Source organism: Kaistella haifensis DSM 19056 (assembly GCF_000735695.2).
GTDB lineage: Bacteria > Bacteroidota > Bacteroidia > Flavobacteriales > Weeksellaceae > Kaistella > Kaistella haifensis.
On record NZ_JASZ02000044.1, the window covers coordinates 1 to 9,344 of the forward strand.

General features: G+C 30.3%; 6 protein-coding genes and 2 pseudogenes. 1 reads left to right on the top strand and 7 read right to left on the bottom strand.

Annotated elements, in window-relative coordinates:
• Positions 1–262: pseudogene (locus AP75_RS14360) on the top strand (hypothetical protein); the annotation flags it as partial.
• Here AP75_RS14360 and AP75_RS13090 read toward each other — a convergent pair.
• The 7 genes and pseudogenes from AP75_RS13090 to AP75_RS14365 all read right to left on the bottom strand — a co-directional run.
• Positions 242–2,833 (bottom strand): P-loop NTPase family protein, encoded by a 2,592-nt coding sequence (locus AP75_RS13090; RefSeq protein ID WP_088264945.1) that lies wholly within the window; start codon positions 2,831–2,833, stop codon positions 242–244. The pseudogene AP75_RS14360 and the gene AP75_RS13090 overlap by 21 nt on opposite strands.
• Before the next feature lie 8 nt (positions 2,834–2,841).
• Positions 2,842–4,989, bottom strand: coding sequence for an ATP-dependent helicase (locus AP75_RS13095; RefSeq protein ID WP_088264946.1), 2,148 nt, complete (start codon positions 4,987–4,989; stop codon positions 2,842–2,844).
• 16 nt (positions 4,990–5,005) lie between these two features.
• On the bottom strand, positions 5,006–5,227 hold the full coding sequence (locus AP75_RS13100) for a type II restriction endonuclease (RefSeq protein WP_084186048.1): 222 nt from the start codon (positions 5,225–5,227) through the stop codon (positions 5,006–5,008).
• Between the two features lie 68 nt (positions 5,228–5,295).
• Complete coding sequence (locus tag AP75_RS13105) at positions 5,296–6,135, bottom strand: hypothetical protein (RefSeq protein WP_031501886.1); 840 nt, start codon at positions 6,133–6,135, stop codon at positions 5,296–5,298.
• A 79-nt stretch (positions 6,136–6,214) separates the two neighbouring features.
• Positions 6,215–8,287 (bottom strand): DUF262 and DUF1524 domain-containing protein, encoded by a 2,073-nt coding sequence (locus tag AP75_RS13110; RefSeq protein WP_088264947.1) that lies wholly within the window; start codon positions 8,285–8,287, stop codon positions 6,215–6,217.
• A gap of 15 nt (positions 8,288–8,302) precedes the next feature.
• Positions 8,303–9,133 carry a class I SAM-dependent methyltransferase gene (locus AP75_RS13115; RefSeq protein ID WP_088264948.1) on the bottom strand — a complete coding sequence of 277 codons (831 nt, stop codon included), beginning with the start codon at positions 9,131–9,133 and terminating at the stop codon, positions 8,303–8,305.
• A pseudogene (locus AP75_RS14365) lies at positions 9,120–9,344 on the bottom strand (hypothetical protein); the annotation flags it as partial. The gene AP75_RS13115 and the pseudogene AP75_RS14365, both read right to left, overlap by 14 nt.

Sequence of the window (9,344 nt, forward strand, 5' to 3'; positions counted from 1 at the left end):
GACAAAGCGCAAAAAATTTAGAACCAGAGCGGCAATAGAACCTATCATCGGACATTTAAAAACCGATTTTAGGCTGGCAAAAAATTACTTCATGGGAGAAACGGGACCACAAATCAATGCATTACTAGCTGCAACCGCTTGGAACATGAAGAAAATGATGGAACTACTGAAACAGAAAATTATTTTCTTATTTTATAAGATACAAATTATGCTGTTTTCTAATCCTGTTTTTAAATATAAATTAAATAGTGGGTTTTGTTAAGGAACGACTTTCTAAGGCCATGTGTATCGATTGTAATAAATATGGAACTACTGGGCTACTATTTCCTCGATACATATTCCAAATACTGCTACTCAAATATTGTTTTACTTCTATATCATCAATATTTAGAATGATTTCAACAACATCCTCTCCGTAATCTGAAATCCTGTATGATTTTATCGCACTATTTGTGAAATTAATAATAAAATCTAATGTAGCATAAAAATTCGAATACAGTAACCATTTAATTGGTGTTTGGTTTGCACTTGCAGGAAAGTAATTAAAACGATGTTTCCCAGTAATTCCATATTTACTTTCCATAGAATAAGAACTAGATCCAAAACGGCTATCATCTCTTTCTTTCTTTTTCCAAAAGATTTCGCAAATGTTAATTACACATTTGGGGAGATTATTTATTAATTCTTGTGCTAGATAAGGCTTTTCTAAAATCATTGAACAAAGACCTTCATATGGGTCATTATGATTTGACCATTGATTTGCAACAACTTTTTCAAATATTTCTTTCAGTTCTTCTTTGAGCTCGTTTGATGCATTAAAAATTACATTGAGAATATTTTCCTCCGCTTTTTGATGCATGTAGAGATTTTCTTCAGTTTCAGTTTTCTGAATGATGCCCAAAGCAAGTAAACCTGAAAGTCTTGTAGTGTTTCCAGTTTTATTATAATTACACCAGTTAGCTAAAACAGGTAAAATAATTTTTAAATTATTCTCGAAAAAAGAAAATTTATGTTTGAATATTAAAGCAATTGTTTCTTGCCATCCTCTTCCTTTTGGTTTGATTGTTTCAAAATTTTCGACAGAAGAAATATCTGTACAAGCAATTCTTAATAAAAACAAGATTCTTTTTAGTATTTCAAAATTATTCGTAATAATTTCATTTTCAAAAAATTCAAAAAATGTTTCTGAGAAGTCTGACAGTAAAACTGTTATTAACAATTCATCTTTCCAAAACTGACTTAGTTCGTTGCAAATGAAAGCTTCCTTAACAAATTTCTTGATTTCTTCTTTATTTTCAGATAAACGCTCAGATAACCATAATCTAAAAGCTCTTCTTATTGGTAATGAATCGCCTAGTTCATTGAAAAAATCAATTATATTCTTGTGATTCGCAAAACTCTGCGAAACAATCATATCTAATGCCCATTCTTCATAAATATCGTGTGTAATAAAGTATCCATTATGGACATCATCAAAACTGACGATTTCGTCGTGTGTTAAATTAAATAAAGCTAAACCTGACAAGTTTTTATCATTGACATAAAATCTTCCAGTATTGCAACGCATTTTCACAATATCAATAAGGCACGACTCCCGTAAACGATGCAAATTATCTTTTGTTATTGCGTTATTTTGAATCCTTTTTTTCCATAGCAATTTAATAAAACCACTAAAGCTTCCTTGTTTGTCAATGCTTGGATATTGCTCAATATATTCGTTCAAATAAAAAAGATTTCGAAGTCTTTCTACAAACTTCGAATTGTCCGGAAGTAAAAGTTCATTTTCTGCAAAAACATTCTCAATTATAACTCTGTCAACGAGAGGTATATCAATTACTTTATAAGAAATTTTATAATTTTCTTTTATGTGAAAAGTTATATCATTAATGTAGGAATATCGGGTTGTAAAGATAATGCACCATCCACGTTCTGATAAAGAACTAATAAGATTAAATAAAATATCATTATTGGAAATTTCGGCAAGTTTTTCAGCTGAATCTATAACAAAAACTTTTACTGGCTCACTATCAAAAGCATTTAAAAAATCAGAAAAAGTAAAATGATTTTCTAAGTGGAAAATATCATTAATATGTTTTACATTAAGCTCATTTGCTTTAAATACTGCGATTGGAAAATTCTTAATATTTTGTTCATAAAACTCTTTGAAAATAGCAGTTTTGCCACAACCACCTTCTCCAGAAATTATGATGTTTTTGTTTAATTTTATCTCATCTACAATGCTTTCAGTTAAAACGCTACGATCTATTTTGAATATTTTATCATGAAAAAGTATTTCTGTACGTATTGCACTTAATATTTTTTTGTTGTGTTTATAAATTTCATCAATTAAATCTCCAACTGAAGAATCGATACTAAAAAATAAATCATTAATAAATCGGTTCTCGGGCAAAGCTAACTGTAATTCAAAATGACTTGGAACACGCCAATGAAGTTTAATGCCTTCTTCGCTACTAACTTGTTCAATTTCCTTTTGATATTTTGGTGCCTTTTCATTTTTTTTTGAACTTTCCGATAGTTCTTGATTAACGTAAAAAAAAACATCAGTTAGTTTTGGATTCTTAGATTTAGCCTTTCTAATAGAGTCAATGATATCTTCCTTACTTTCGGAAATTGAATTTGTGTAGTATTTTGCTTGAAAACCGATTAATTTTCCATCGTGTTCAATTGGATCGGTTTCAATTCCTGCTTGATTTTTATATCGGAAAATTCCAATCCTACTATTAAATTCGGAGCAAAACAGTAAATAAGCCATTTGTTCGAATGCCCAATTTTCCTTCTTATCGTATTTTAATTCAAATTTTTTCCAATTCATTATCAACTTTATTTGTCAACTTTCTCTCCACAATAAGGACACACAACCCATAACTTCTCCAACTGACTAAAACATTTATTGCAGGTTTCAATCTTCTCTACAACTGACTTCATTTGATTGACAGTTCTTACTGTAAAAACATCTGGGATTTCTTTTAGAAAACTTGATTCATTTCCTTTTTCGGTTATCAGAAATAACTTGTCTTTCGCTCTTGTTATTGCAACATAAAACAGTCGCCTTTCCTCTTCCATCAAAACATCATGGTTAGCTTTTTTGATAATTTGGAAAATCCTGTCTTCCAACCAAATATCAGGAAACCCACCATTTCCTTCAGTTAAACCAATAATAAAAACGACCTTAGCTTCTAATCCTTTGGAAGCGTGAATTGTTTTCCCCTGTACTCTTGTTCCTTCTCCCTTGAAAAAGTTGAAATATGGACTAAACATTTTATTTCTCCTGTACAAAAACAATATTTCATCATTATTAATACCATCTTTCAGTAGCTCATTCACTTTTTCACTACAAAACTGGATATTTTCTTCAAGATTATTTCCTGAAAAAACTACAATTTTATGTTCTGACATTTTTGAAGCTTGAACATCTTTATCAACTTTAAATTTGTTATGCTTAATGACTTCGTTACTTGCTCCAACTATATTCTGAGTACTTCGATAATTTAAATTCAGCTTTATAATCTCAGCATTATCAAAATGCTTCTCAAATTCAACAATATAATTTACATTAGAGCCTCTGAAACCGTAAATACTTTGCCAATCATCACCAACGCAGAAAAGTTGTGTTTTGTTTGTGAGTAAAAGTTTTATTAGTTCAACCTGCAAATTGTTTACATCCTGAAATTCATCAACCAAGATATATTCGAATTTATTTCTATATTTCTGAATTACATCATCATGATGTAGAAACAAGGATGTGCTTTTAGAAATTAAATCATTGAAATCTAAATAAGATTTATTTGTACAGTAATCTATAAAGCCCTTCACAATCGGTATAGCCAACTCATAAAAATTTCTAATTCTCTCGTGTTGATCTTTTAGTGCGTTTTGCATAACGGTATCAATCAAAATGTTTTCAACTTTAATCATATCAGTAACTCTGATTACCTGTTGGATAAAATCCTTTACATCAGAATGGTAATGGTTGAATTCTTCTCTATAATTTAGAAAAGTAGTTTTTTGATAATCCGACGGCAATCTATTCTTAATAACTTTATCCAAAGTATGATTAAAAAGTGCTGAATCCTTTGTCATACTATCGAAAGTTTTTACAAGAAGCAATTTACCTTTCTGAAATTGTTCTTCCTTTGCTTTGGTAGGATAACTTAAATCGCTGATGTGTTCTAAATACAAATTTGCTTCGGGAACGAAAAAATCTGGATGAAATGAAAAATCTTTTACGTTGAGTTCAGGTTCATACTCATATTTTATGCTATGTCTATAAAACCAATCGGCAATAAACTGTTCTGACTTAGATCGAACTTTTGTGCCATCTAAAGTGGTAAAATGTTTTCCATCTTTTGAAAAGAAGTTATTATCATCTTTTTTAAGATGAATTTTATCTACGATATAGTCTAAAATATACCGCTTTAGCTTTAGTAAACATTCAGTATTCTCACAGTTTTCTATTAATATTTTGTGAAATACTTCGAAAACAGTTTCAGGTGCAACATGTTTTGACAGTTCGTCTTCCTCGTCCTTTTTTTCATCTCCAATAATTCTGAATTTATTATCAAATTCATTTACACCATCATTTCTCAAAACACTATAACAAAATGAGTGGAAGGTTTTAACAGTTAATCCATCAATCCATTTATATTTTTTTTGTTGAAGAAAACGTTCTTTGTCCTTCTCGATTTTTGTTTTTCTTTTGTCAAAAAGTTGTTTTTCGTATTCTCCAGTTGAATCTGCCGAAATAATAAGCCGATCCAACATTTCATTCGTCGCATTTTTTGTAAATGTAATAGCGAGAATTTTAGACGGACTTACCCCTTTTTCTTCAATAAGATAAATAAGTTTTTGAAGTAAAGTTTTTGTTTTTCCGGAGCCGGCTCCAGCTAAAACCAAAAGTCTTTTGTTTTCGCTAATTACGGCTTCTCGTTGTTTATCGTTTAATGCGCTTAGGTCTGTTTTTGTTTCCAAAGTTGTTTTTTATTTTTTACATCGGTTTTATTGATTCTTCTATAAATTCTATTTCTTCCTCAGTAAGGTTGTATTTCCTGTAAAGCCGCTGATCTACCTCATTTACAGATTTTGACCAATCTATATCAGATTCTAATTCAAAATTTTGAAGTGGAATATATTGATAGGTTTTTGACGTTCCATGCTGACTAATCTTTGCTAAACTATGTAAAAAAAAGAGCAAACTTTGAAGTGACAAATTTTGAATGATAATTCGTTTTTAATCATAAATCCTGTACTGTTAGCAATAATAAGCCTTTCAAAGAGCTATTGGCTTTCGATTAACCATTCAAAGAAATTTATTCGGTCATTCAAGGATATATTGTACCCATTCTCTGCTGCAATATGGACCTCGTTAATAAACCCCATTTTTGTGAATTCGCTTTCTTCTTTGTTTTCTGTGTCCATTGAAAACTTGCAATCGGTTAATAAAACTCTCTCTTTTTCTTCATACATTCTTAAATAATCCGCATCAGAAATATTCTTGCCAATCACCCAATTTGTTGTTAAATAATTATTTGTTAACCAACCACCAAAAGTAAGAGAATCTTCGGTTCCATAATGTACCGTCGCTCCATTATAAAGATGTGTATATTTATTTTCTCTGTTTAATAATTTAATAAGTATTTCTACAGCTTGCTTAAGTTCAAATTTTAGTACAAAATCTTCACAAACATCTCTTCCCTTAATGAAGTTGGCAATATTTGTTAAATCAAATTCAAAATTTGAGGTCTTAACTTTACAACCTGCATGTTTTGCAAAATATCTATACAGATTAATTTTCTTCTCTAGCCACTCATCACCAAATATATCTTCAAAATCTAGTATTTGATTTTTCAAAATCTTAGGATGATTCTGAAAGCAGTATTTTACAAAATGATCATATGCGTCATCATGATTTCGCGTTCTCACATTATTGCACGCAATACATATTATTTTTGGAAATTGAATAATGTTATCTTTATATGATTCAAATTTTTGAAAACTTTCACCATTAGTATAATATGCTTCAAATTTTTTTCCAAATGCTTTTTTAATATCAGATGCTTTAAATTTATGTTCTTTGGAATCCGCTAATTCTCCACAAATCCAACATTTTTTTTCCATATATTATTTAATGACCTTAAATTAAACCATAAAACACATTGTAAATGTGATGATTATGATCAGTCATTTATTTTTTTAATTATTCACCCACCTGAACATCAAAAGCCTGCTGAATCAAATCCATCACGTCATCAATTTCATTGATATTTGAAATTCCTACTTCAACATCTCCGTTACCCCAACGTCCTAATCCTGTAACATCTTTTGCTAAATTCAAAGGGTCATTTATTTCGTCAAATTTCATATTTAGTATCAGTCGCAATCTTGATTTTTGTGGCTCTATGTCAACAAAATTGGTTGATGATTTAAAAGCTATATACAGTTTCTTGATTTCTTCCTTTACTGATGAATCAATATTTAAAATTCGTTTTTTAAGTGATTCATATAATTCTAAAATATCTCCTTCTAAATAACCAAAATGATCTAAGTCATAGGTTACAATTTCTTTTTCGTCTTTCTGCAAATATCTTTCTAAAATCTCTGAAGAAAGTTTTGGGCTATCCCAAATTAAGGTTGCTTTCTGAGAAAGTTCGCCTGCACGTTCGCCAATCTCGGTTGTTGTCCATTGGGATGCAGTTCTTAAATAAGTATTTAATCTTAAAGGTGAATCATCAAATCCTCCTTCAATACACTTTTTCCTTGCAAATGAATGATCACTCATTTCAGAATTATATCCAGTCAAAGTTAGATTGCCCAAGGTGTGAAGATATTTTTTCTGAATATCTTGCCATTCTTCACCAAGCATATTCTGCCATTCCTCAGATAGATTTTGATTTTGTGGCAATATATGTTCGATGGTATATTCATCAACATTTACAAACTCTTTTCGTTTGAAGTTCTCCAGTTTACTCAGCAAATAATTTCGTGACCGAAAATTATAAACATCTTTCGAAATAATTTCTTTTTCAAATTCTGTATCATCTGGAAAACGTTTATATGAATCCAGCAATTGGAAAGATGCTTGCACACTTTCGAGATAGTTTTCAGTGTTCACAGATTTGTAGAGATTACCAAATGTCTTGTTCAAACTGTTGGTTGGAATACCGCAGATTGCTCTTCGGAAAACATAACTTTCAACTAATTTTAAAATCGAAATAAAATCATCCTTTGAAACTAATCCATGTACATAATCATTGTACACCGGCAGAATGAAAGGATATGCTACATCAACTTTAAGTTTTAAAATATTGCTAAACATTTCCTGCAAATCTTTATCCTTTTCTTTTCGTAAAACTATTTTAGAATAATGATTGGCAAAGTTGAATGTGTCTTTTACATTTTCTTCGATTGATTCTGATGATCTATCAGAATTAATATAAAGTTTAAATTCTTCGTAAACCTCTCCAATTCTAGGAATTTTACCAGTTTTTACAGAAAGATAATCCCTCATAAAACCATCAAAACGAGTTGAATATTCATTACCAAAAGTCTGCTCCATTGGAAACCAATAATTTTCGTAAAGTTTGGTCTGCAAATCAATCTCTTGCCCCATTAAGACATAATTACGGATCAGGTCTGCCTGAGACAGATCCAAACCAGTAGAATTCATACTTTCAAAAATAAGTTGTGGATTGTCTTTGTCTTTTTCAAGAGCAACATCTACAATGAATAACCGCAAAACACCATTATAAATGGCTTTTACATTTTCTTCATTAATTCTTGAGGCAAAAAACTTGTAGTTCTCAGTAACTCTATTCATTGTGTCTTCTTGAGGAATCTCGTTCAACAAATTGATATATGATTGCTTATCCCCTCTGGTCAACATTAATTTATATCTCAAATCATTATCTTCATCTGAATTAAGCAGATAATAATTGAATAGTTTATTTGCATTTGTATCTAATTCAACAGGATTATTTTTCAGGAAATGTGCTAAAGCGAGTATAAGCAAAGAAACCGTCGTGAGTCTTTGTTGTCCGTCTATCACCAAAAGTTTTGGAACATCTGAAATGGTGTGAATATCTTCTTGAAAATAAACAATTGAACCTAAGAAATGCCCCTGAAGATTATCGTCCTTGCTTATACGAATAATATCCTTCAAAAGTTGGTCGCATTGTGCTAATTGCCAACTGTAAGTTCTTTGATAAATTGGGATAAAAAACTGTTTTGGACCTTTAATTACCGTGAGTAGGTTTGCTGATGAAGCTTTCATTAATTTTTTATTTTTTTACATCGGTTTAATTGATTCTTCTATAAATTCTATTTCTTCCTCAGTAAGGTTATATTTTCTGTAAAGTTGCAGATCTATTTCTTGTACTGATTTACTCCAATCGACATCGGAATTTTTTGTGAAGTTTTGTAAAGGCACATATTTCCAGACATCCTTATTATTATCTTGGGTCACCTTCAATACGCCTAACATTGTTCGAAGAAATTTTGATTTAATATATTTTAGACAAGCGTCTGCTTCACGTTTATTTTTAAAAGCACCAATACTAATAAAAGATTGCGTATATGCTTTCTTTGGTTTTGCCACTAAAGGTGTCGATAATAATTCTCCAAATTTTCCAGTGCCATTGCTTTTTGGCAAGATAACTTTATGAAATTTTAAATTTGGATGGTCCTCCAAATACTTAATTGGAAGATAACGAGTGATTCTGATATTTCTAATTAGTCCTAATACTTCTACATCTGTTATAGATGTAGATTTTTCAGTAAAAATTGGTAACTGCGAAAAAATTGAAGTGGTCAATCTCTTTTCTCTACCATTACTGCCAATTATTTTTTCATAATCTTCGTGATCTTCATAAAGTCTTTGCAAATCGAATTTATTTTGGGTATAAATTAAGTTATCAATTGCTTCAAAAGATTTAAAATTCAAAACTTTTTTCAATATTTTGTTAATATATTCATGTGAGGAAAAGACACCAATTTTATCAAATTTTTGATTCTTATCCCAATAAGTAATAGCTACGCCTCCCTTTAAATCAACTTCAGAAAAAACTTCAAAACTGTTTTGAAAATACTGAGTAACTAGTCGTTCCTTAACAAAACCCACTATTTAATTTATTTTTAAAAACAGGATTAGAAAACAGCATAATTTGTATCTTATAAAATAAGAAAATAATTTTCTGTTTCAGTAGTTCCATCATTTTCTTCATGTTCCAAGCGGTTGCAGCTAGTAATGCATTGATTTGTGGTCCCGTTTCTCCCATGAAGTAATTTTTTGCCAGCCTAAAATCGGTTTTTAAATGTCCGATGATAGGTTC